Here is a 22,412-nt window from a genome sequence, read left to right as displayed (position 1 = left end):
GAAAGCCCGAACCACAATCATTCCGGACAGTTTTTGCTGCGCCGCGAAAGGAAATCATGAACAAGCTCGTTAAAGGCTCCATCGCAGGCGCAGCAGGAATCGCACTTCTTCTCGGTGGCGCAGGAACTCTCGCTACGTGGAACTCGATCGCAACCGTGAGCACCGGAGCAAACCAGAACATCAACGCCGGAACGCTCGACATCGTTGCAGCAACCGGAACGATCGCGGGAGACGGCTGGAAGCTCGGCACCAAGCCAACCGTGACGTCGCCTACGTTCAAGATCGTTCCCGGAGATACTTTCACGTACACCAAGACCTTCAACGTGACAGCAACCGGTGACAACCTCTCCGCCGCAATCGCCGTTGCGCCCGCATCCGTCGCGGCTGTCAGCACCAGCGTTGACGCCGACGTCAAACTCGCCGCAGCGATCGTCGCAACGGCGACCTTTACCGTCAACGGTTCAGCCGCGACTTCGATCAGCCCGACAACGACCGGCACGCAGCCAGTAGTCGTGACTGTAACGATGAACTACCCGAAGAGCACGACTGCCGGAGCCGAGAACCTCTCGAAGCTCGGCGCTGTTTCGCTGAGCAACTTCGCCATCACACTCACCCAGAACTAGTTTTACCCCGCTGGGTGTGCGGTCTGGGGGGACGCACACCCGGCAATCCTCTCTCGATACAAACTTCTCATTGAAAGGCGGTGCACCATGAACTCTTCGACAGTTCACGGGTCGCACCGCCTTGACATGGTTAACGCTCGTCACCAACGCCGTAGCGCCTCTCCGCTTGCGGCATTTGGCACCGGAGCGTTCGGCGCGATCAAGGCAATAGCGGTTCTCGCCATCGTCGTTTCCCTCGGTCTGGTGGGCACCGGCGGCACCTATGCCTACCTAAACGCTTCGGCCACCTCGACACCCGGTGCCACAATCAACGCCGGCACCGCCGCTCTGACCGTTGGTTCACAATCTCTCAGCTGGACAGCTCTCGCGCCCGGCAACTCCGTTACTGGCACCTTCACCATCTCCAACGCTGGCGATGTGCCTCTCGTGCTCTCAGCAACATCAGTTGTCGCAGTCACGCCTTCTTCACCAACCATCACGTTGCCCGCTAACACCTTCGTCGCAACTGTGCACAACGGCGCGTGCTCTGCTACTGGCGTTCCCGCAGTGGCGTTGAACAGCACGCTCGCCGCCGGTGCAACGACCAACGCGTGTCTCGTCCTCACGCTTTCCGCGAGCGCAGTCGCTGACGCACAATCCGCAAGCGCTGCGATCACAGCAACGATCTCCGGTGTTCAGCCGTGAGCCGCTCAACCAGTGAGCACACCGCTCGCCCCTATCGCGGCATGAAGCGTTCTACCCGACTGACGATGGTCGCCGGAGTCGCCGTGTTCCTGACCCTGGTCTCAGGCGTCAGTTTCGCCGCCTGGACCGCCTCGTCCCTAAAGACAGCAGCCGCTACCGCTGGGGCCATCACAGTAAGCACCGAGAACTCACAGGGTGCCGCAACGATCACGGCACTCGGACCCCACACGTATGACGTCAGCGGCGGCACCAAGGTGGCAGCGATTTCCGTTAACAACACGGGAACCGTCCCCGCCAGCGTGAGCACCCTAGCAATTGCTCGCACCGGAGCAATTCCGGGCAGCCAGATCGCGGTCAAGTTGTGGTCTCAGACGACAACCCCCTGCTCCAGCACTAGCCCGTCTTCTGCTATCTCGTCGACGCTCGCCGGCGGGACCATAGATCTGCAGAGCCTCACTATGACAGTGGCTGCATCGAGTTTTGCGACCCTGTGCGCGTCAACAACTTTCACGGGCGACCTGACGACCTATGCCGGAATGTCAACGACCGCCACATTCACGCTAAACACGGCTGCCAGCGCCAATTGGAAAGCCACCGATTCGCTGCCATTGGCGAGTCGAAGTTTCACACAGTCGGTCAAGACACTGAGCCAACTTCCCGCGCCATCCATTACGGGATGCTCCACGACGTACCGGTCCTACTTCTGGTGGTTCGGATACCGACCGCAAGCGACCATTGCGTGGAACGCTCCCACGGCACCCGCGGGAACCGCCATCACCTACAAGGTGTACCACCAGAGCGGTTCAACAGTGACGCTATTGAGCACAACGACCAGCCGATCAGTCACGATCAATGAAACGCACATCCAGTCCGACGGCACAGTAACTGTGGTCGCCTCCGCCACCGGATACCTCGATTCACCCGCATCTTCCGCCACCACTGTTTCGTACTCCAACGTAAGTAGCGGCGGTATCTCATGCGGAAACTAGCCAGCTTCTCAATTACGGTCGGCATCGTCGTCTTTCTCTGTCTGACATCCAGCGTGAGCTACGCAGCTTGGACTGCATCATCGACAAGAACCGCAACCGCAACCACCGGCGCTGTTGCGCTCTCGACCTCAACAAGCTCGGGTGCCGCGACAATTACCGCGCTCGGCCCGCACACCTACACAGCAACAAACGAAACCGTGAAAAAGCCGATCACCGTGCGTAACACTGGCTCCGTTGCGGCCACGGTAAGCAGCATCGCCATTTCGCGCACCGGAACCTTGGGCGACAACCAGATCACCGTGAAGTTTTGGGCTGGCACGAGTTCCTCGTGCGCCGCGACAACGCCCATCGTCTCTACGGCGCTGAACGTTGGCAGTGTGTCGCTGAGCTCCCTTAATATGACTATTGCAGCATCCGGATCGGCGATTCTCTGCGCGTCAACGACTTTCGACGGCGACGTCCTCGCCCAAGCAGGCCGCAGCGCCAACGTGACGTTCCAGCTGAAGTCAAGCGCCGGAACAAATTGGATCGCGTCAGATTCCCTTGACTCGAACGATCGTTCATTCACACAGTCAATCGTGCTGAAAGTTGCACCGAATGAGCCCAGAAATGTCGAGTGCAGCAACAACGGATTCTCTGGGGTAACCGTGGAGTGGTCAACTCCGACAGGATTTGTCACACCTAACGGCGGCTACCGCGTCTACTTCAATGGCGCGTACGTCACCAGCACCTCCAACAAGTGGATCGACTTGTATTCGGATGGCGATGACACCGGCGATGTGACCATTCGCGCCGTTGCCCTCGACGGAACCGAATCTGCCGACTCAGACCCCATACCGCTCACACCGCAAAACAAGAACGGCGGCCTACGATGCGGAAAATAGTCACGAAGGCATCCGCAATCGCGCTGGCACTGACCTTCAGCCTGCTAGCTGGCGCTGCTCCCGCGAGCGCGGCAGCTGGCGTGGGCGTAGTCGAAGTAAGTGACGACGGCGTAGCTTTTGCGCGCAGCTTTCCGGGAGCGATTTTCGATGACATCGGAAACCTCAGTCCCGGCGACAACCAATCCGACACGATCTATGTGCGCAATGTTGGGTCTGCATCAGGCTACCTTCGGGTGACCCTTCGCGACGTGAGCTACTCCGACCAAGCTTTTGCAGATGCATTGACCGTATCGACCACCATTAGTGGCGGTTCGGGAAACGCGGTCGCGCTCAGCTCCGCTAATCCGTGTGCCGTTACCAGTGAAGGCGTGCTCATCGCGCCAGGCCAAACCGTGTCGATGCTGGCAAGTCTGATGCTCGGCGACTTAAGCGGGACAGCAGGGCAAGGGGCAACAGCATCTGCATCACTTCGGATCACCCTGAGCGATACGACACCGGGCACGTTGCCTGCTACCGCCTGCAGCGGCACCGGAACCACAGTTCCCGTGACACCAACAACCCCTGGTGTGCCAACAGCAACCGATTCTCATACCACCGGTTCCGGGACCGCTGGATCCGCGACAGGGATCGCCGCTGTTCCGACTGCGACTCCAAGTCCGAGCCCAAGCTTCGCGGCTACGCCAGACGAAGCGTCCGAATCGGGACTTCTTCCCGCATTCCCCTCTACCTTTAGCCTCGACCCCAATACGTGGCGGCTCTATCAGGAGTACCTTGTACTCATTCTGGTGCTGGCCGCGATGATCGGGGCCGGCATATCTTGGCTAGCCGGCCGACGACGCACACGACGGGACGCTGAGGATGCCTGAGATCACCGCACGAGCTGATGCGCTCAATGCTCAGCGCGCCAACACCGAGAAGCCAAAAGGAGTCCTCTACTACTTGGGCATGGGCATCAGCGGCGGCCTGTTCGCTCTCGTCTTGCTTATTGGCGCCCTCGTCATCGTTGTTCCTGCGATCGCTGGTGCAATGCCATTGACGGTTCTTACTAGCTCAATGGAACCTGGGCTGCCCCCAGGAACGCTCATCGTTGTCAAGCCCATCGAAACCAACGACATCGTTCGTGGCGACGTCATCACCTACCAAATTGAGTCAGGCAAGGCCGGCGTCATCACCCACCGTGTTACGGCGATCACGAACTCTAGCGATGGCACCCGAACCTTCACTCTGCAGGGCGACAACAACGACATTGCCGATGAGCTTCAAGTTTTGCCCGTGCAGGTGCAGGGCAAACTCTGGTACAGCGTGCCGTGGATCGGATATGTCAGCAACTTTGTGAACGGCGACAGCAAATCGTGGCTCGTACCCATCATCGCCATCGGCCTCTTCATCTATGCCGGATTCATGATCATGAGCGGCATCATCACGGGTGCACGCAAGCGCAAGCGCCGCCGTGCTCGCGCCGAGCGTGAAGCCGAGCGTGCCGCATCCGTCGAAGCCGTCACCGCCGCAAATGCCGTTGAGCCCATCGACAACCGCGTGCGGTTAGACTAGCTCCCCATCGATTAGCCTCAGTAGGTGGCTGAACTTTCCCGAGTGCGCGTCTGGGCTGATGCTCTTATTCGACTGCACTTGGATGACGGCTGGCAGTTCACATTCGACAATGCCAAAACCCGTGCTGGCCTCTGCAATTACACGCACAAACGCATCTCCGTGTCGAAGTATTTGGCGGCGCGCTACGAGGATGACGAGATTCATCAGGTACTGCTGCACGAGATCGCGCACGCCATGGCTGGCTCCGGTGCCGGACACGGGGCACAGTGGAAGCTCGTCGCCAAAGAGTTGGGCTATGAGGGCAAGCGACTTCATAACGGCGCGATTGCCGATGAGTTTGCGCCGTGGGCGGGCACCTGCCCTGCAGGCCATAAGCACTATCGCTATCGCAAGCCAACGCGCGTGCTCGCCTGCGGGCTCTGTTCGCGCAGGTTCAGTTCGGCCAATCGCATCGACTGGGTGCACCGTGTGGTGTCACGGCCGCGAAGTTAGGTCGTCGCGCCCGCGAAGTTTGCCGCGAGCGCAGCCGGTCGCCGGGGTGCCTCGTAACCGGCAATAATGGTTAGGTGCAACATCCCGAAACCGCCACTCCTATTGGCATGCCTACAACCACGCCCACGCCCACAACAGATAACGCTGATGGCACAACCGGCCAGTGGTTTACCTCGCGTACGTCACGTCAGTGGTGGTTTGACTCAGGGGCGCGTGCGCTCGACTTCGCCTACACCGGCGCGATGGGCAACAATCCCGCGTGGGAGCGGTTGAACACTCCCGCCGATCTCGCGACGTGGCTCGAGGGCCGCTTCGAAGCCTGCGATGGCACCGTCACCGATCGCGATCTCACCGACGCGAAAGGCCTCCGCGAGGCCATCGCGACAATTGCGACAGCGTTGAGCGTGAACGACTTCGCCGATCCGAAACAGATCGACATCATCAACCTCTTTGCTGCGACACCGGATGTTCCACCGCGGCTGGCCGGAGGAAGCTTGCAGGCCGGTCGCACCCGCGTTCGCACCGGTCAAGCCCTCGCGACGATGGCGCGTGAAGCCGTCTTCCTGTTCGGTGAAGAGCAGCACGAGCGGATTCGCGAGTGTGCTGCCGACGATTGCGCCCTCGTGTTCTATGACGAGTCACGCTCGAACAACCGCCGCTGGTGCTCCATGCAGCGTTGCGGCAACCGCGCAAAAGTGCGCAGCCACCGTGCCCGAAATGCGGCACGCTAACTGCGCACAATTACAGGTGCCGGCGTGGCGGGGGTTCGCGATCGTGCGCGAAACCAGCTAGCGGGGCACCGTCAGTCGTCGACTAGTCGACGAACTGAACCTCTTTCCAGAAGGTGACGTAGTTGGAGAAGTCCTTGCCGACGCGCTCTGCTGCGCCCGGGAGGATGTTCGGGTAGCTAAACGCACGGTCCTGGTACTGCTGGCCGTTGGCGCTGACGACGAAGTACTGGCAGTCACCCTTCCACGGGCAGTGGTACGGGGTGGGGCTCTTCTCGAGCAGTTCGTGGTTCACGCTGGCCGGCGGGAAGTACCAGTTGCCCTCAATCTTGAGCAGATCTTCCTTGGGTGCTTCTGCGATGACGGTGTCGCCGATTACTGCCTTCATACTGTCCTCCATGAGTGGGTCGTTGGTGAGTCAGTGACGGGTAACTCAGTCAGTGACTATTCGGTTCAACGCTCGACGAGCATGCGTCATTCCCTAACGAGTTCCCGGCTGTGCTGAATGATGGCAAAGCTGGCTGCAGTGTTGCTGACAATTGCCGCATCGAGGGCGCCGCGTCCGGCATCCTCAATCAGTTGCTGACCCGCTGTGCTCGCCGACAGCAAGTGGTTGTGGGCAGACTTGAGGCCGGTGAACGCGGCGACAGCGGATGCCGCTTCCGGAGAAATGTAGTCGATGCCCGCATCCGCGAGAGCATCCACGATCGCGCCCCCCGCGAGGAGGTCGTCAACGGTGAATCCGCCATCCGGGTCGCCCGCCGCGATGACTGCGACCGTGAACCGGTCACCCTTGAGTTCTTGTTGGGCGATGACCCAGTCGGCGACGGCCGCGGCAGCCCCGGTTCCGGCGGCAAGAATCGAGAATGTTCCGGGCAACTCGGGCACGGGCGTTGAACCGTTGGCGAGAGCATCCGCCCACACGACAACATCGGCACCGGCGCTCAGCTCTTGCGCCTGACGGCGGCCAAAGCCAAAACGGACCTGATACTGGGGCTGATTGCGGGGATCGTTCACTTCACGAGGCTAAAGCGTGTGGTCGTGGCAGCCCTGTTTGGTTACCGAATGTGACGTTATCGGGTGCCCGTCGAGTCGGGTGAGGCACCGGGTACGATCGCGATCTTGCCTGAACCATGGCTGGAAGCGATCTGGTCAATGGCTGCAGCAACCCCATCCAGGCCGACAACCCGCTCAATCGCGGGCACAATTTGACCAGAGCGGAGGAGCTCGGCAAGAAACGCGAGGTCGTCTGACGTGGCGGCCGCGGTGAACTGGTGGAACGTGGCATCCGCTCGCTTAAAGGCACGTCCCATTCGCATGAGGTGAAGGACGGGCCCCACCCACTTGTTGGTCATCGGGCCGCTGACACCAACAAGGCGAGCACCGGGGCGAGGATGCTGCGCATTTCGGCAGCGGTTCGGTTGCCCATCATGTCGAGCACGACGTCATACTGACCGCCGATCGTGATGTAGTCGTCTGTCTCGTAGCCGATAACTCGACTGGCGCCAAGAGCCCGAGCTTGGTCAACATTGTGGCCGCTGCAGACGGCAGTGATCTCTGTCGCACCGAGGGCTCGCGCAATCTGCACGGCGAAGGTGCCGACTCCCCCGGCCGCACCGTTGATCAGCACCCGGTCGCCCGGCTTGAGCGCCGCCTTCGATCTGAGCCCCTGCAGCGCGGTGAGCCCCGCTACCGGGGTCGCTCCCGCGGCCACGAAGTCGACCCCCGCCGGGAGCTTCACGAAATTCTTGGGCGTGACTGCGGCGTACTCTGCAAAGGCACCACCCGCAGCTTCGCCGAAGACAGCATCCCCCAGCTCAAAGTCTGAGACACCGTCACCGACAGCCACAACGATGCCCGCGACATCCGCGCCGGGACTCAATCGTTTCGGAGTGCGCAACCCCATCACGAGACGCACGAACAGCGGCGTGCCACTCAGGATGCGCCAATCAAGCGCATTGGCGGAAGACCCCAGCACCCGCACGAGAATCTTGCCTGGCGTCGCCGTCGGCGTGGGGATCGTTTCGATCGCCAGAACGTCGGTGTCGCCGTAGCGCCTTGCGGTAACAGCAGTCATCGTTGGCGGCACCGGTTGCGCGCTGCTCGACGGGTTCGACTGGTTCGACGGGGCGTTCGACGCGCTCGACGGGTTGTTCGTCGGGTTCGCAGGGTTCGACGCGTCGTTCGACGCGCTCGCAGAATCCTTCGAGTCTGGGCTAGCGGGCTGAGGAATAGACATCATGGCTCCTGCCGAATCGATGCGTTCAGTGTACGTCCAGCGCCAATCTGCACAACAGTCAAGCGGCGTCCACTCTGGCTTCCTGAATCAGACAGGCGCAAGATAGGTACATGCGCGTTCTGCTGAAGCTCGTTCTCGACTGCGACCCCGACGATGCGTGGCGTGCTATTCGCAGCCCCCACGTTTTCCAGGAAGTTTCTGCTCCCCTTACCCGATTCAGCTCGCTCGCGGTTGGCGGGTTTCCCGAGCTGTGGCCGGCGGGCGAGCATCCGGTGGGCATGTCTGCTTTCGGGTTATGTCCCGTCGGTCAGCAAGTGATCGATGTCTCATTTCCGGATGCCCCAGCCGGGGTTCGCATCATGCGTGACAGCGGTCGCGGGCTGAGCGGCCCGCTCGCTCTCGTCGCCCAGTGGGAACATTCCATGGCGATCAGCGCCGCGCCCGGCGGCAAAACTCTCTATCGCGACCAACTGATCTTCAGCGCTGGAGTGCTCACTCCCCTGATGTGGCCGTTGTATTGGGCGTTCTGGCAGTGGCGTGGTGTCGCACTTCGGCGACTTGCCCCCACGTGGAGTTGGGGCACAACACGAAGAACTAATCTCAGTCTTTAGGTTGACCATTGTGGCTTCAGCCGTCGGCTGAACTGCCGAATCGTGGGCGTGAAAGGACTACGCGGTGCCTCGACTGCGACGGAGTAATACGACGGGACGCGGATTCTCGCGCGTGCGATCAGGGCGAGGGTTCGGCTACCGCGACCCCGATGGCGCAACGGTAGCCGCGACCGACCTGAAGTCGCGCTTCGCCTCCCTCGGTATCCCACCGGCGTGGACCGACGTGTGGATCTGCCCCTACGAGAACGGCCACGTCTTGGCCACCGGGTTCGATGAGGCCGGCCGGCGCCAGTACATCTATCATCCGGCCTGGCGTGAGCGTCAAGACCGGGTGAAGTTCGATCGCGCTCTTGAGCTCGCAGCAGTGTTGCCTGGCGCACGAGGTGTCGTTACTCGCACGCTGCGCTCGAGCGATGACCCCCGCGAACGCACCCTTGCTGCAGCCTTTCGGATGCTCGACACCGGGTCATTGCGTGTCGGCAGCGAACGCTACGCCGAAGCCCACGGCAGCCACGGCCTCTCCACCCTGCTGTGCGATCACGTCACCGTCGTCGGCGACCGGGTGCAACTCTGCTTTCCCGCCAAGAGCGGACAGCAGTGGGAGAGCGAAATCGTGGATGCCGACCTCGCCGAGTTCATCCGGCGGCGCCTTCGTAGCGCTCCCGATGCTTCGGTGCTGTCGTGGCGCGAGGGCCGCGAGCGCCGATCGCTGACCGCCGCCGACATCAATGACTATGTTCGCGAGCGCACGGGTGGCGACTTCACGGCCAAGGACTTTCGCACGTTGCGCGGCACGATTGCGGCGGCGTCTAGTTTGGCGGTGAGTGCGGCTGGGGTAGCGGCAGGGGGAACTGCAGCGGGAGCGGCAGGAGTCGGCGTCGCTGGCCGCGGCGCTGCTGGTCGTGGCGCCCCGCAGAGTCAGCGGGCACGCTCTCGCGCAATCCGAGAAGCGATGGAGGCGGCCGCCGAAGTGCTCGGCAACACCCCAGCGATCGCCAAGAAGAGCTACGTTGATCCGCGAATTGTTGACCTGTTTTCCGCTGGCGAGACGATCAACCCGCAGCGTCTCGCCTCGGCCGAAAGCGAAGTGCGGGAGCTGCTCGCCCGCAACACCTAGAGCGTGACCCGTCGTTCGAGAATGCCGAGATCGAGGCCAGGCAGCGACCGAACCCGCCAGCGGCCGCAGCACCAGCACCAGCACCAGCACCAGCACCAAGCTCGCTGTCGGCTGCGCGAGATAGCCTGAAACCATGACCGCTCTTCAGGTAGCCGACTGGCGCCGCCGCAACTTTGCTCTCTACGCCGCCATTCGTGAGAACCCGGATGCCGCGAGCGCCCACGCCGACTGGCGTGCGGGGCGAGATGAGATGTTTGCCACGCATCCAGCTTCGCCGCTGTTGCCTGAGGACCTGCGCGGGTTTAAGGGGCTGCCGTTCGAGGCGTACGATCCCGACTGGCGTTTCGAGGCATCCATTGTTCCTGATGCTGGTGTTTCTGGCGCGGGTCTTTCAGAATCGGGGCGCCGCATGAATGTCGAGACGGGAACGGATGGCGTCGTGCCGTTCGACCTGCTCGGCACCGTTGAGATCGATCAGGTTGGCACACTCGATGTCTGGCGTCTTGCCTCCTATGGCGGCGGAATTTTCATCCCAGTGAAGGATGCCCTCTCTCGCGTAAAGGGCGGAACCTACGGTGGTGGCCGCTACCTCATCGACACCGTCAAGGGTGCCGATCTCGGAGCGGGCAGCACGCCCGAGTCGCTCGTGCTCGACTTCAACTTTGCCTACAACCCCTCGTGCGCCTATGACCCCGCGTGGGCGTGCCCGCTGGCGCAGGCCGGCAACACTCTGGCTGGGCAAGTGCCGGTAGGCGAGCGCTACTAGGGCTGTAGCTGCTACGCTGGGGTTACTTGCGAAACAAATGTGTTTCCCTGCGTCGTAGAACGCTTCCCTCTTCTCGTCCACGTCAATCAGAAACGTGCGGCTCGTAGAAAACTTTCTCCGGCGGACTGGAGTAATCCGCGCCGAACGTAAGTTCGAGATCTGACCTGTGTACCGCATCCGTGCGAAACGCCTGATTGGGTCGGTGTAGATCAGCACAGCCACGTTCATTGAGAACCGTGCCCGTGTGCCTCCGGTGTAACGCCCATCTGTTACTTATGCCTGAAAGGCACCATTACTTTGACTGACCACACTTTTAGCTCGCTCGGCGTACCCGCCCCGCTGGTTGCAGCGCTTGCAGCCGACGGCAAGACCACGCCGTTCCCCATCCAACTCGACACCCTGCCTGACACCCTCAACGGCCGCGACGTACTCGGTCGCGGAAAGACAGGTTCGGGCAAGACCCTCGCCTTCTCGTTGCCCATGGTTGCTCGCCTCGGTGGCACGCTCTCCGGCGGCAAGCGCCGCCCGGGTCGCCCGCTGGGTCTCGTGCTCGCCCCAACCCGTGAGCTCGCCACGCAGATCTCTGCTGTGATCGAGCCCCTCGCTGCGGCCTACGGCCTCAACACCACCACGATCTTCGGTGGCGTAAGCCAGAACCGACAGGTTGCTGCTCTCAAGGCCGGCGTCGACATTGTCGTTGCCTGCCCCGGTCGCCTCGAAGACCTCATGAAGCAAGGCTTCGTGAACCTCGACGCCATCGAGATCACCGTGCTTGACGAGGCCGACCACATGGCCGACCTTGGCTTCCTGCCGGTTGTCACCCGCATCCTCGACAAGACTCCAACCAACGGACAGCGGATGCTGTTCAGCGCCACCCTCGACAACGGTGTAGACAAGCTGGTTCGCCGCTTCCTCCACAACGAAGTACTTCACTCGGTTGATGAAGTGAACTCGCACGTCTCCGCCATGACGCACCACGTCTTCGAGACCGAGAGTGTCGAATCCAAGCGTGTTCTCGTGGAGAAGCTTGCCTCGGGCACCGGTCGCCGCATCCTCTTCATGCGCACCAAGCACCACGCCAAGAAGCTTGCGCGCCAGCTCATCGATGCCGGAATCCCCGCCGTTGACCTCCACGGAAACCTCTCGCAGGTTGCCCGTGACCGTAACCTGGCTGCATTCTCCGCCGGCGACGTCAAGGTGCTTGTCGCCACCGACGTTGCAGCGCGAGGCGTGCACGTAGACAACATTGAGCTGGTCATCCACGTTGACCCGCCAGCAGAGCACAAGGCATACCTGCACCGCAGTGGCCGTACCGCTCGTGCCGGTGAAGCGGGCGACGTCGTAACGATCGTTCTTCCGACCCAGCGCAAAGACACTGCAACGCTGTTGCGTAAGGCCGCCATCACGGTGACCCCGCAGCACGTCAACGCGAAGTCGGATGCCGTAACCGCGCTTGTCGGAGAGGTCGCAGAATACGTGACCCCCGCTCCCCGCGCAGCAGCACCCGTTCGTGGCCAGTCACAGGGCGGACGCTCGCAGGGTGCAAACGCCCAGCGCAAGCGTGTTCGTCGTGACGACAACGGCGGCGGCCGCGACGGTGGCGGTCGCGATGGTGGCCGTGAGGGCGCTCGCGAGGGTGCCCGCGGTGGCGCACGTGGCGGACAGTCGCGTGACGGACAGGGTCGCGATGGCCAGGCTCGTGATGGACAGTCGCGCGGCGGCAACGCTGGTAACGGCGGCCGTGGCGGTCAGCAGCGTAACGATCGTCAAGGTTCAGGTCGCGGCGCAGTCGTTGCCGGAGCCGGTGCAGGGGAACAGCGTTCAACTCACCAGCCGCGTCAGCAGCAGTCCGATGCCCCCACGCGTCCGCGCGGTGGCAATGGCCGCGCTCAGGCCGGCAGCGGACCCGTTCGCGTTGGCCAGGTAGTTCGACCTAACCGTCGCGCTTCCAGCGGCGGGCGCTAAGCCTTAGCAACACAGCTTTACCGTCTCAGGGCGGCGAGTTTCACCCGGCACTGCTGGGCGGGGATTCGTCGCCCTGAGGTGTTTAACGGGTGCTGGTTGCGCGGTGGCGCGGTTGCGCCCGCGCCCGCGCAGTTTCCACGCCGGTGCTGCCTGCTGGTGCCTGCGCCTGCGCCAGCGCCCGCGCCTGCGCCCGCGCCTGCGCCCGCGCCAGTAGCCCGTAACCAGCAGCCCGCGCACACGTGACATCACGGAAATTCAGGAGATCGCCTTTGCTCCGTTCCATGGCCGCCGCTATGCCCCCGGTTTTCCAAGCATCCGCGCTAGGGAGCGTGAGCGGGCAAACAGAATCTCCTGAGTTTCCGTAGTCGCGCCGAGGCAATGCCCAAGGGCACTCCGGTCCCCAGCCCGGTGCGGCACTCCGGTCCCCAGCCCGGTGCGGCACTCCGGTCCCTAACGCGGTCTTGCTCCATCACGGAAATTCAGGAGATTCGGTTTCGCAAACCGGGTAACTAGCGCTGGGCCCCGGATTTCCGCGGGTTCCTAATACGGGACACCTTCGTGCGATCGGTTTTTCCTGAATTTCCGTAATCGGCACACGAGAAGGCACGTTGGAAATGCCCATCAGGAATACGCGTCAGTAAGACGTCGCGGCGCGCACCCGGTGAACGCATTCGGCGAACGCTGGGGGCGGGGAAGCTAGCGAGAGTTACGGGAGAACGCCGACGGAGGCGAGAGCTGCACGCAGCAGTGAGCCGCGACCGCCCTCCATGTCGGCGGTGACTGCTTCGGATGCTGCCTCAGCCGGGCTGAGCCAGGTCAGCTCGAGAGCATCTTGCCGAGGTTCGCACGTACCCGTGACCGGGACGACGTAGGCCATTGAGACGGCGTGCTGGCGAACATCCGTGTACTGACTGTCGCTTGGCCACGGGAAATACTCGGCAACAGTGAAGGGTGTCGGGTTAGCCGGAAGCAGCGGGAAGGCCATCGGGCCGAGGTCTTTCTCGAGGTGACGGAACAGCGCATCACGCAACGTTTCGCCAAACATGACCCGACCAGAAACGAGGGTGCGGGTGATCTCGCCGTCGTTGCCGCGCACCAAGGTGCCAACCTCAGTGACTCGACCCAGCCCATCCACGCGCACGGGAATAGCTTCAACGTAGAGAAGCGGCAGACGCCGGCGGGTCTCAGCGAGCTCTTCCTCTGATAGCCACGAGGAGTTGGGGTCTGGTGTGCCGACGGAGCTCATGCTCCATTCTCACCCATGGTGGCGCGTTTGGTGATCCCGAACGGCGCCGCATTTCGCTAGTATTCCTCATATGGGCATTTGCCCGTTGATTTAGAGGGGCACCATGACCGACCACACGCCAAATGACTCGGTGCCCGAGGAGGTTTCGGGCAGTCGTGAAGAGGCTCCGGGCGTTCCTGCGAACTCGAACGGGCAAGTGTCCCCGGAACCGACGGAGCCGCCCGCGGAAACGGTGCCACCAGCTCCAGCCGGACGGCCCGCGGAAACGGTGCCACCGGCTTCGACCGGTCAGCCCATGCCGCCCGTACAGCCTCCCGCTGTCGCCGCCGCTAAGTCAGGAATGCCGGGCTGGGCTTGGGCTCTCATCATCGGTGGCGGGGTGGTGCTCATTGGCATGGTTATCGCGGTTGTCATCATCGTCGTCATCATCAGCGGCGCGTTGAACAGAGGAGATTGCAGCCTTCCGGGGAGTTGCGGACAGGGTCTACCGCCCGTCACTAGCGAAGAGCCAGCCGATGAGCCCGCTGACGGCAGCGCCGAGCGCATTACTCTCGACGGCAACGCCGATTTCGGTGGAGCGCCCGTCTGGGGCGTTCCGGTAGATCCGGCCTGGGAAGTTTTGGTCTTTGATCAAGACGGCATCAACAGTTTTCGGGACCCTGAGAGCGGCTGCTACATCGTCACCTCGCAACGCCAGACAGCAGTAAGCAACCCCGCCGACGGTGATATCGCAGCGTCGGAAGCCGCGATGCAAGAAGAAATTGCCGCGCTTATGTCGATCACCTCAACCATCGAAGAGCTGGACTCTGGCACTCTCGACATCGCTGTGGCGACCCAGTCCAGCGGAATCAGTATCGAGTTTTTGACGTCAGCCCAACTGCAGACGGTCTCCGCCGGAGACATGCGGGTGTCGGAGATTCTCGTGCGCGGCATGCCGTCGTCTGGCAGCATCATGTCAACACTCGTTCTGTGCTCCGCGAACACTTATGAGACGGGCGAATCACCGTTCAGTGACATCGCTAGCCAGCTCACGGTGAATGCTGGTTTCTAACGCGGGGCGCGGCTAGCGCGGTTGCGGGTTAGGGCCGTTGGAGTTCATCGACGCGACTGTTCGCAGTCGTGCCCCTTAGGCTTTGCCCTATGCAGATTGATTCCTCCGCAGTGCTCTGGTCGGCTCCCGAACGTGAACGGGCCGGGCGACCGCTGCTCGTGCTGTTGCATGGGTATGGGTCTCACGAGGGCGACCTGTTTGCGATGGCACCCGGTCTTCCCCTTGATCCGGTGATTGCTTCGCTGCGGGCGCCGATCCCGGAAAACGGCGGCTTTTCGTGGTTCCCGATCAACCTCAGCGGTGACGGTCGCCACAATGTTGAACTCGTGGATGACGCCGCCCGAGCCGTGCTTGCCTGGCTTGATGACCAGCAATTCACGAGCGTCAGCCTCCTCGGTTTCTCGCAGGGTGCCGCCATGGCGCTTCAACTTTTGCGGCTCGCCCCGGAGCGTTTCACCTGCGCCGTGGCGCTCTCCGGTTTTGTGGTGAGTGCCGAGCACTCCGGAGATGCGGCGCTCACGAGCATCCGCCCGCCCGTGTTTTGGGGTCGCGGCACCGATGATGCGGTTATTCCCGCGGTGAACATTGAGCGCACCGAGGAGTGGCTCGTTGACCACGCCCGCGCCGAATCGCACATCTATGAGGGGCTCGCGCATTCGATCTCGACTGATGAGTTGAATGACTTGGTGAGCTTTCTGCATACTCACGCGTAGCGCGGCGGACACGAGCGCGGGGTCGATCAGCACCCGTGCTGCATGCCTTCGGCACGCTCTCCGCACGCCTTCGGCGAAATCCGTAGTGCACTGTCAGCGGTTGCGACGAAGATAGAACAATGAGCGATGTGCTCGGCAAGTTTTCGCCCGCCACCCGAGAGTGGTTTGAGGGCGCGTTCGATGCTGCCACCCCGGCACAACTCGGCGCGTGGGATGCCGTCTCGACCGGGGCGCACGCTCTCGTTGTTGCCCCCACGGGTTCGGGTAAGACGCTGGCCGCCTTCTTGTGGGCGATCGACCAGTTGGCGTCGCGCCCGGTGCCGGAGAATCCGAAGCAGCGCACTCGCGTGCTCTACATTTCGCCGCTCAAGGCTCTCGGCGTTGACGTGGAGCGCAACCTTCGCGCACCCCTCGTCGGCGTCACTCAGACCGCTCGGCGGCTGGGGCTCGGCGAGCCCAACATCACCGTTGGCGTGCGCTCGGGAGACACCACCCCGCAAGACCGGCGGCTGCTCGCGCGGCTGCCTCCCGACATCCTGATCACGACTCCCGAGTCGCTGTATTTGATGCTCACGTCGGCCGCGCGCGAGACCCTCAAGGGCATCGACACCGTGATCATCGATGAAGTGCACGCGGTTGCCGCGACCAAGCGTGGTGCCCACCTTGCGCTGTCGTTGGAGCGGTTGGATGCTCTGCTCGCGAAACCCGTGCAGCGCATCGGACTCTCGGCGACCGTGCGCCCGATTGAGGAAGTTGCTCGGTTCTTGGGTGGCCGGGCGCCCGTCACAATCGTGCACCCGCCATCGGCGAAGACGTTCGAGTTGAGCGTGATTGTGCCCGTGCCGGATATGACTATTCCGGGCACTGTTGCTTCGGCTCGCGATAAAGCTGCGGGAGGTTCTGGCCGCGATGACGAGGCGACTCCCGAATCGAATGGCTCCCTGTGGCCGCACGTCGAAGAGCGCATTGTCGATGCGATTCTCGAGCACCGTTCGACGATTGTGTTTGCGAATTCTCGGCGCCTTGCCGAACGGCTGACCGCTCGCCTTAATGAGATTTATGACGAGCGGATGAGCGACGGCAGCGCCGCCGGTGCTGGCGCCGCCGGTGCTGCCGGTCATGCCGGTGCCGCCGCCGCCGTTCTCGAGCAATCCCAAGCCAGTGCGGATGCCGCCGCCTACGCCGCTCCGCAGCAACCGTGGAAGCCGCCCGCTCAGATGATGGCGCAGGGGGGATCCACGATGGGCGCTGCCCCGCTGCTCGCCCGCGCTCACCACGGCTCGGTGAGCAAGGACCAGCGCGCGATCATCGAAGACGACCTCAAGACAGGTGTGCTGCGCTGCGTTGTTGCCACGAGTTCGCTCGAACTCGGCATCGACATGGGTGCCGTCGATCTTGTGATTCAGGTCGAGTCGCCGCCCTCGGTCGCGAGCGGGCTTCAGCGCATCGGGCGAGCCGGGCATCAGGTCGGCGAGATTTCCAAAGGGCTGCTGTTTCCGAAACACCGCACCGACCTCATCCACACGTCCGTCGCCGTTGAGCGGATGCGCAGCGGACAGATCGAAGCCCTCTCGGTTCCGACAAACCCGCTTGACGTACTCGCGCAGCAGACCGTCGCCGCCGTGGCTCTCGACGAGATCGACATTGAAGAGTGGTTCGACACCGTGCGCCGCAGCGCCCCGTTCTCGACCCTGCCGCGCAGCGCTTTCGACGCGACCCTCGACCTGCTGAGCGGCCTCTACCCGAGCGACGAGTTCTCCGAACTGCGACCGCGTGTGGTGTGGGATCGCATCGCCGGCACGCTCAGCGGTCGGCCCGGCTCCCAACGCCTCGCCGTCACCTCCGGCGGCACCATCCCCGACCGCGGCCTCTTCGGCGTGTTCATGATCGGCGGCGAAGCGGGAGCCCCCGGCCGTCGCGTCGGTGAACTCGACGAAGAGATGGTCTACGAATCCCGCGTCGGCGACATCTTCGCCCTCGGCACCACCAGCTGGCGCATCGAAGACATCACCCACGATCAAGTGCTTGTCTCCCCCGCCTTCGGCCAGCCCGGCCGCGTTCCGTTCTGGAAGGGCGACGGCCTCGGCCGCCCGGCTGAATTGGGCGAGGCCATCGGGGCGTTCACTAAAGAAATTGCTACGGCATCCGCTGACGATGCGCGCGCTCGGGCGCAGTCGATCGGGCTCGATGAGCACGCCGTCACCAACCTGATCGCCCTCGTGACCGAGCAGAAGGCATCCACCGGTCACGTGCCGAGCGACACCACACTTGTCGTTGAACGCTTCCGCGATGAGCTGGGCGACTGGCGCGTGATCTTGCATTCCCCGTACGGCATGCCCGTGCACGCTCCCTGGGCCTTGGCGATTACGGCGCGCATCCGCGAACAGCTGGGGGTGGATGGCGCAGCCATGGCCGGAGACGATGGCATCGTCGTGCGCATCCCCGACACCGATGCCGCGCCGCCCGGTGCCGACCTCTTTGTGTTCGACGCTGACGAGCTCGAGCAGATCGTCACTGAGGAAGTGGGCGGTTCTGCACTCTTTGCCGCGCGCTTCAGGGAGTGCGCCGCCCGCGCGCTCTTGCTCCCGCGCCGCGACCCGGGCAAGCGTTCACCCTTGTGGCAGCAGCGGCAGCGGGCCTCGCAACTGCTGGATGTGGCACGCAAGTACCCGAGCTTCCCCATCGTTCTCGAGACCGTGCGCGAAGTGCTGCAAGACGTGTACGACCTGCCGGCGCTCACGGCGCTGACGAAGCGCATCGCCAGCCGCGGCATCCGCGTCATGGAGACCGAGACGGAGGTGCCGTCGCCGTTCGCGCGCAGCCTGCTGTTCGGCTATATGGCCGCTTTCGTATACGAGGGCGATTCGCCGCTGGCCGAGCGTCGCGCCGCCGCGCTCTCACTCGACCCGGCGCTGCTCGCCGAGCTTCTCGGTCGTGCCGAGCTTCGCGAACTGCTTGACCCCGACGTGATTGCCCAGACCGAGAACGAACTGCAGCGACTGGTGCCAGAGCGTCATGCTCGGGATGCCGAGGGGCTCGTCGATCTGCTGCGCGTGCTTGGCCCGCAGACCGTTGCCGAGATCGAGGCGCGCTCGCTCGTGACCGGCACCGCCCTCGCCACCGACTTGGCCGGGCTCGCGAAAGCGAACCGCGTGCTCGAAGTGACCATCGCGGGCGAACGCCGCTGGGCCGGTATCGAAGACTCCGCGCGACTGCGGGATGCCCTCGGGGTTCCGCTGCCCATTGGGGTGCCCGCCGCGTTCATCGAACCCGTGGACGATCCCGTCGGCGATCTCGTGAGTCGCTACGCCCGCACCCACGGACCCTTCACACTCGCGGATACCTCAGCCCGCTTCGGTCTCGGAACCGCCGTCGTGCAGGACACCCTGCGCCGCCTCGCGGCCGACCGCCGCGTGGTCGATGGCGAGTTCCGCCCCGGCGCGAGCGGCACCGAATGGTGCTCAGTGGATGTGCTGCGTCGCCTGCGCAGTCGCTCGCTCGCGGCGCTGCGCCAAGAGGTCGAGCCGGTATCGCACGCGACGCTGGGTCGGTTCCTGCCCGCCTGGCAACACGTTTCCGCTGCCGGTGACTCACTGCGCGGAATTGATGGCCTGGCACAAGTGATCGACCAACTGGCTGGGTACTCAGCCCCGGCATCCGCGTGGGAGAACTTCATTCTGAGTGCCCGTATTCGCGACTATTCGCCGGCGTGGCTCGATGAGCTGACGACGTCGGGCGAAGTGGTGTGGGCCGGGCAAGGTGCGCTGGCGGGCAGCGATGGCTGGATTAGTTTGCACCCCGCGGCGACCGCAGCGCTGACGTTGCCCGAGCCGGATCGCGATGGGCTGAGCGAGTTGCAGCAGAGCATTCTCGAGGCGCTGGCCGGTGGCGGTGCGTTCTTCTTTAGGCAGCTGTCGAATCAGGTGAGCAGCACGGATGACAAGGTGCTGCTGAAGGAACTGTGGGATCTGGTGTGGCGGTCGCTCATCACGAACGACAGTTTTGCGCCCCTGCGCGCGCATCTCGGAGGAACCGTGCGGGCCACTCGGGCACCGCGTCCGGCACGAGCTCGCGCCTATCGCGGACGCGTTTCGACGGTCGCGCAAGCGGGGCCGCCGAGTGCGTCCGGCCGGTGGGCGCTGCTGGAAACTGCCGAGGGTGAGACGACGGTGCGAGCCAAGTCGACCGCCGAGTTGATGCTCGAACGGCACGCTGTCGTCACGCGCGGCGCGGTCGTGAGCGAAGGCATCCGTGGCGGTTTCGCCCTGACGTACCGCGTGCTGAGCGGCTTCGAAGAGACCGGTCGCGCCCGCCGCGGTTACTTCATCGAGGGGCTCGGCGCCGCCCAGTTCGCGACCGGCGCCACCGTCGACCGCCTGCGTGGTTTCACTCGGGATCCGGATGCTGCGCCCCAACTTTTGGCGATTACTCTCGCCGCGACTGACCCGGCCAACCCCTACGGGGCTGCTCTGGGGTGGCCGGGGCTTGGTGGGGCTGATGCTGAGGCTGACGGCGGCGACGCCTCTGCTGCTGGCGCTGCGGGTGCGCCCGGTTCTGGCGCTGGGCCGGCTGGCGACGACGGCTCGGAACCGTGGGCGGCCACATCCGCATCGGGATCGGCATCCGCAAAGTCCGTTGCTGACTCCCCCAAGAAGCATCGCCCCGGCCGCAAGGCGGGTGCGATCGTCGTGATGGTCGATGGGCATCTTGCGCTCTATCTGGAGCGCGGCGGCAAGTCGTTGCTGGCGTTCGATCTGGAACCCGCCGTCGTGGATGCCGCGACCCGCTCGCTGACGAGCGCCCTGCGCGGAACGCTGCCGAAGCTGCGCATCGAGAAGGTCAACGGTGATTTCGCCGTCGGCACCCCGGTGGGCAAAGCCCTCGTGGAGGCTGGGTTTGTCGCGACACCGCAGGGGTTGAGGCTGCGTGCCTGAGGGTGATTCCGTCTATAAGGCGGCAGCGAAACTGCGGGCAGCGCTCGACGGCCAGATTCTCACCCGCACCGATTTTCGGGTGCCCGCCTTTGCGACGCTCGACCTCAGCGGCCACACCGTCACGAGCGCGGTGCCGCGCGGCAAGCACCTGCTGATTCGCGTTGCCGAGGGCACCGACGGCACCACAGCCGACGCCGCTGACACACCCGCACCCGCGAACGCGAGCGACCCCGGTTCGGGCCTCACGATCCACAGCCACCTCAAGATGGAGGGCGTCTGGCAGATTTACAGCGCCGGCGAGCGGTGGCGCAAGCCGTCCTACCTGGCTCGCGGAGTGCTTAGTACGGCAACGAAGACCGCGGTAGGTTTCGAACTGGGGCTGCTTGAGGTGGTGCCCACGGCATCCGAAGAGAGCATTGTGGGACACCTGGGCCCTGACCTTCTCGGGCCCGATTGGGATGCCGAACTCGCGTTAGCGAACCTGCTGTCGGACCCAGCGCGCCCGGTTGCGCTCGCGCTACTCGATCAGCGGAACCTCGCCGGTCTCGGCAACGTTTTCGCGAACGAGTTGAGCTTTCTGCGCGGTGTTCGCCCGCACACCCCCATCGGCGAGATCGCCGACCCGAAGCGCCTCGTTGCGCTCGCGTTCAAGGCGATCATGGTGAACAAGGACCGCCCCATCCGCAATCTCACGGGCCTGCCGCGCGGCAAACCCCGCTACTGGGTGCACGGGCGGCGCGGGGAAGCGTGCCTGCGGTGCGGCACCCGCATCGAGTCCGACCAGCTCGGCACCGGCCCCACCGACACCCGCTACATGTGGTGGTGTCCGAGCTGCCAGAAGTAGGGCTTGGGTGCTGCTGCCAGCGATGAATGGATCGGCCTTGCGGGTTTCAACATTCCCAAAGAATCGCGTTGTGAAATCGTTCTTGATCTGGCTGGACAGCGCGAGCTGCTCAATTTTCCACCGCTAAGAGGACGACCAGAAACCGCTCAACGTCGCTATGCCGAAGAGGGCTGTGGTGAGAAGAAATACCATTACGAGTCCGACTATCACAACAGACGCGAGCTCGGATCCCGACGCAAAAAGCGCCGCCTTTGGCTTCGGCTTCCGTGTCTTCTGTTCGACTAACCATTCCTCGATCAGTCGCTCACGTTGAGCTCCTAGGCGCTTGACATCGACTGAGGCCCGGATAGTCCACATGATCGCAATCATCGTGAGCCACACGTAAACCACAGCAGCGCCAAAGAAAATTAGTCCTGAAAAGTCACCTCCAGGGTCAGCAGCGAGTATGCCTAGAAGCGCTCCAATTAGAGAGCCTGACACGAGCAAGAGCACTCCGGCAGACCCTCGCCCCAGAAAGTGCAGCCAGGACCAGAGCAGCGATTCGCGGCTAACAAGCGGCCGATACGGCGCAGCAGCTCCAAGCACTACGAGTGACACCGAGACAAAGATAATCGAGGGAAGCGCAGTGATCCATAAGACAATGGCGCCGGCTCCTTGATTGCCAGCCAGGGACAGTAACAAGTAAGAGGCAGGACCCATAACCGATGAGACTCCTATAGCAATGACAATGCCGCTGTAGCGCCGCTTTTTCTGATTTTTCTTCATTGGAAGAAGAATACCGAGGTTCTCAAACGACGTTCGAGTTATTTCGATTGACCTCCGCTTGCCTAACGCCTGAAATTTTTGGGTCTTCGATATAAGCGCTAAACGGTGTCGGATGTCGCCGAGTTGGGGCTCGCCAATAGGCTGAAGCGAGCAGGTTGATCCTGCTGCGGAAGCCAACCGGGTGCCCTGCGGACATCCGCGAGAGAGATC

At 63.2% G+C, this 22,412-nt stretch carries 22 protein-coding genes; 16 read left to right on the top strand and 6 right to left on the bottom strand.

All coding sequences use genetic code 11. The features are described 5' to 3' along the window. The first annotated feature begins 56 nt into the window (after window positions 1–56). The 8 genes from FFT87_RS04760 to FFT87_RS04725 all read left to right on the top strand — a co-directional run bounded on the left by FFT87_RS04760 (window position 57) and on the right by FFT87_RS04725 (window position 5,954). Window positions 57–623 (top strand): alternate-type signal peptide domain-containing protein, encoded by a 567-nt coding sequence (locus FFT87_RS04760; protein WP_219950205.1) that lies wholly within the window; start codon window positions 57–59, stop codon window positions 621–623. Window positions 624–710: 87 nt separating this feature from the next. Continuing rightward, entirely contained in the window at window positions 711–1,307 is a 597-nt protein-coding gene (locus FFT87_RS04755) for a M73 family metallopeptidase (RefSeq protein ID WP_219950204.1), read from the top strand. Next, window positions 1,304–2,296, top strand: coding sequence for a hypothetical protein (locus tag FFT87_RS04750; protein WP_219950203.1), 993 nt, complete (start codon window positions 1,304–1,306; stop codon window positions 2,294–2,296). The genes FFT87_RS04755 and FFT87_RS04750 overlap by 4 nt, the downstream gene beginning before the upstream one ends. Beyond that, on the top strand, window positions 2,284–3,180 hold the full coding sequence (locus tag FFT87_RS04745) for a hypothetical protein (RefSeq protein WP_219950202.1): 897 nt from the start codon (window positions 2,284–2,286) through the stop codon (window positions 3,178–3,180). Before FFT87_RS04750 ends, FFT87_RS04745 begins: the two co-directional genes overlap by 13 nt. Next, window positions 3,168–4,046, top strand: a complete 879-nt coding sequence (locus tag FFT87_RS04740) for a hypothetical protein (RefSeq protein ID WP_255560060.1) — start codon at window positions 3,168–3,170, stop codon at window positions 4,044–4,046. The genes FFT87_RS04745 and FFT87_RS04740 overlap by 13 nt, the downstream gene beginning before the upstream one ends. Further along, the gene (locus FFT87_RS04735) at window positions 4,039–4,731 is read left to right on the top strand and encodes a signal peptidase I (protein ID WP_219950201.1); all 693 of its coding nucleotides are present in this window, start codon (window positions 4,039–4,041) and stop codon (window positions 4,729–4,731) included. The genes FFT87_RS04740 and FFT87_RS04735 overlap by 8 nt, the downstream gene beginning before the upstream one ends. A 24-nt stretch (window positions 4,732–4,755) precedes the next feature. Continuing rightward, window positions 4,756–5,223 carry a SprT-like domain-containing protein gene (locus tag FFT87_RS04730; protein ID WP_219950200.1) on the top strand — a complete coding sequence of 156 codons (468 nt, stop codon included), beginning with the start codon at window positions 4,756–4,758 and terminating at the stop codon, window positions 5,221–5,223. A 107-nt stretch (window positions 5,224–5,330) separates the two neighbouring features. After that, window positions 5,331–5,954, top strand: a complete 624-nt coding sequence (locus FFT87_RS04725; protein WP_255560059.1) for a CGNR zinc finger domain-containing protein — start codon at window positions 5,331–5,333, stop codon at window positions 5,952–5,954. Between the two features lie 82 nt (window positions 5,955–6,036). On the opposite strand, the gene FFT87_RS04720 is transcribed toward FFT87_RS04725, so the two are convergent. The 4 genes from FFT87_RS04720 to FFT87_RS14530 all read right to left on the bottom strand — a co-directional run bounded on the left by FFT87_RS04720 (window position 6,037) and on the right by FFT87_RS14530 (window position 8,190). Continuing rightward, window positions 6,037–6,339, bottom strand: a complete 303-nt coding sequence (locus FFT87_RS04720) for a DUF427 domain-containing protein (protein ID WP_010203891.1) — start codon at window positions 6,337–6,339, stop codon at window positions 6,037–6,039. A gap of 86 nt (window positions 6,340–6,425) precedes the next feature. After that, entirely contained in the window at window positions 6,426–6,968 is a 543-nt protein-coding gene (locus FFT87_RS04715) for a 2-phosphosulfolactate phosphatase (RefSeq protein WP_219950198.1), read from the bottom strand. 56 nt (window positions 6,969–7,024) lie between these two features. Continuing rightward, on the bottom strand, window positions 7,025–7,306 hold the full coding sequence (locus FFT87_RS14535; RefSeq protein ID WP_255560058.1) for a zinc-binding dehydrogenase: 282 nt from the start codon (window positions 7,304–7,306) through the stop codon (window positions 7,025–7,027). Next, a complete protein-coding gene (locus FFT87_RS14530) occupies window positions 7,303–8,190 on the bottom strand; it encodes an NAD(P)-dependent alcohol dehydrogenase (protein WP_255560057.1) in 888 nt (295 codons plus the stop codon). The genes FFT87_RS14535 and FFT87_RS14530 overlap by 4 nt, the downstream gene beginning before the upstream one ends. 110 nt (window positions 8,191–8,300) lie before the next feature. Between FFT87_RS14530 and FFT87_RS04705 the strand changes: the two genes are divergently transcribed. The 4 genes from FFT87_RS04705 (at window position 8,301) to FFT87_RS04690 (ending at window position 12,649) form a co-directional block, all read left to right on the top strand. Next, entirely contained in the window at window positions 8,301–8,801 is a 501-nt protein-coding gene (locus FFT87_RS04705) for a hypothetical protein (RefSeq protein WP_219950197.1), read from the top strand. Between the two features lie 64 nt (window positions 8,802–8,865). Beyond that, a complete protein-coding gene (locus tag FFT87_RS04700) occupies window positions 8,866–9,918 on the top strand; it encodes a DNA topoisomerase IB (RefSeq protein WP_219950196.1) in 1,053 nt (350 codons plus the stop codon). 133 nt (window positions 9,919–10,051) lie between these two features. Next, on the top strand, window positions 10,052–10,684 hold the full coding sequence (locus FFT87_RS04695) for a DUF1684 domain-containing protein (protein WP_219950195.1): 633 nt from the start codon (window positions 10,052–10,054) through the stop codon (window positions 10,682–10,684). Window positions 10,685–10,981: 297 nt separating this feature from the next. Continuing rightward, window positions 10,982–12,649, top strand: coding sequence for a DEAD/DEAH box helicase (locus tag FFT87_RS04690; RefSeq protein ID WP_219950194.1), 1,668 nt, complete (start codon window positions 10,982–10,984; stop codon window positions 12,647–12,649). 706 nt (window positions 12,650–13,355) lie between these two features. Here FFT87_RS04690 and FFT87_RS04685 read toward each other — a convergent pair. Next, window positions 13,356–13,895, bottom strand: a complete 540-nt coding sequence (locus tag FFT87_RS04685) for an NUDIX hydrolase family protein (RefSeq protein ID WP_219950193.1) — start codon at window positions 13,893–13,895, stop codon at window positions 13,356–13,358. A 103-nt stretch (window positions 13,896–13,998) separates the two neighbouring features. On the opposite strand from FFT87_RS04685, the gene FFT87_RS04680 reads away from it, so the two are divergent. The 4 genes from FFT87_RS04680 (at window position 13,999) to FFT87_RS04665 (ending at window position 21,437) form a co-directional block, all read left to right on the top strand. Beyond that, window positions 13,999–14,946 (top strand): hypothetical protein, encoded by a 948-nt coding sequence (locus FFT87_RS04680; protein WP_219950192.1) that lies wholly within the window; start codon window positions 13,999–14,001, stop codon window positions 14,944–14,946. Window positions 14,947–15,035: 89 nt separating this feature from the next. Further along, window positions 15,036–15,659, top strand: a complete 624-nt coding sequence (locus FFT87_RS04675) for an alpha/beta hydrolase (RefSeq protein WP_219950191.1) — start codon at window positions 15,036–15,038, stop codon at window positions 15,657–15,659. 119 nt (window positions 15,660–15,778) lie between these two features. After that, the gene (locus tag FFT87_RS04670) at window positions 15,779–20,593 is read left to right on the top strand and encodes an ATP-dependent helicase (protein ID WP_219950190.1); all 4,815 of its coding nucleotides are present in this window, start codon (window positions 15,779–15,781) and stop codon (window positions 20,591–20,593) included. Next, window positions 20,586–21,437 (top strand): DNA-formamidopyrimidine glycosylase family protein, encoded by an 852-nt coding sequence (locus FFT87_RS04665; protein ID WP_219950189.1) that lies wholly within the window; start codon window positions 20,586–20,588, stop codon window positions 21,435–21,437. Before FFT87_RS04670 ends, FFT87_RS04665 begins: the two co-directional genes overlap by 8 nt. A gap of 123 nt (window positions 21,438–21,560) precedes the next feature. On the opposite strand, the gene FFT87_RS04660 is transcribed toward FFT87_RS04665, so the two are convergent. Further along, window positions 21,561–22,202, bottom strand: coding sequence for a hypothetical protein (locus FFT87_RS04660; protein ID WP_219950188.1), 642 nt, complete (start codon window positions 22,200–22,202; stop codon window positions 21,561–21,563). Between the last annotated feature and the right edge of the window lie 210 nt (window positions 22,203–22,412).

The organism is Salinibacterium sp. M195 (genome assembly GCF_019443965.1).
Lineage (GTDB): Bacteria > Actinomycetota > Actinomycetes > Actinomycetales > Microbacteriaceae > Rhodoglobus.
The sequence above is the reverse complement of the archived record's forward strand: the minus strand, read 5'-3'. Positions and strand labels throughout refer to the sequence as shown.